1 protein-coding gene is annotated in these 887 nt (G+C 74.5%); it reads right to left on the bottom strand.

The annotated features are described in order from the left end of the window. A partial coding sequence (locus AN216_RS28895) for a SpnB-like Rossmann fold domain-containing protein (RefSeq protein ID WP_420855671.1) occupies positions 1-887 on the bottom strand: 887 nt, incomplete at both ends.

The following is an 887-nucleotide window of genomic DNA, read 5'->3' as shown; positions in this document are numbered from 1 at the left end:
GTCCTCGCGCGGCGCGCCGGGGGTGTGGCGTACGAGGCGGGGCGCGTGTGCCGTACCAGCGCGCAGGGCGAGTTGGGGTTCGCCGGCACGGACGGCACGGAGGACGGGGCTGGCGGTCTCGGTTGCTGCTTCGGCCCCGGCTTCGGTGAGGTCCCGCGGGCGGTCGGTGTCGATGAGGACGAAGCGGCCCGGGTTCTCCGACTGCGCGGAGCGCAGCAACCCCCAGGCGCTCGCGGCGACCGGGCACAGCACCTCGTCGGACGGCACGGCGACGGCGCCGGAGGTGAGCACGACGAGCGTGCTGCCGGACAACCGCTCCTCGGCGAGCCACTGTTGGACGACCGCCAGCACCTCGGCGAGCGCGGCGTGCACGGTGGCCGGCTCATGGGTGGCGGGCTGTGTGGGCTGCCCGTCCGAGTCCTGTGGCCAGGGCAACACGACGACTCCGGGCGCCGGGGCGCCCTGCGCGACGGACGCGCTCAGGGCGGCGAGGTCCGGGTGCGTACGGCCGAGTACGGCGACCTCGGCGCGAGCGCTCTCCGTGTCCTCGGAGGGCAGTGGCACCTCGGTCCAGTCCACCGCGTACAGGGCGCTGTCCGGGCCGTCCGAGGCGCGGGAGACGAAGGGGGCGTCGAGCCAGTAGCGTTCGCGCTGGAAGGGGTAAGTCGGCAGGTCAATCCGGTCCGTGTCGGGAGAGGTGGGCGCCTCAGGCAACAGCGCCGACCAGTCCGGGGACTTCCCGTGCACGTGCAGCCGGCCCAGGGCGCCTACCAGGGCGTCGCCCTCCGGCCGGTCCTTGCGGAGCAACGGCACGAAGGCCAGGCCCTCCTCGTCCACGCAGCCGCGTGCCATGGCGGTGAGGGTGCCGTCCGGGCCGATCTCCACGA

It is taken from the genome of Streptomyces oceani (assembly GCF_001751245.1).
In the GTDB taxonomy this organism is placed as follows: domain Bacteria; phylum Actinomycetota; class Actinomycetes; order Streptomycetales; family Streptomycetaceae; genus Streptomyces; species Streptomyces oceani.
Note: the sequence above shows the minus strand (reverse complement) of the source record. Positions and strands in the feature narration are given on the sequence as shown.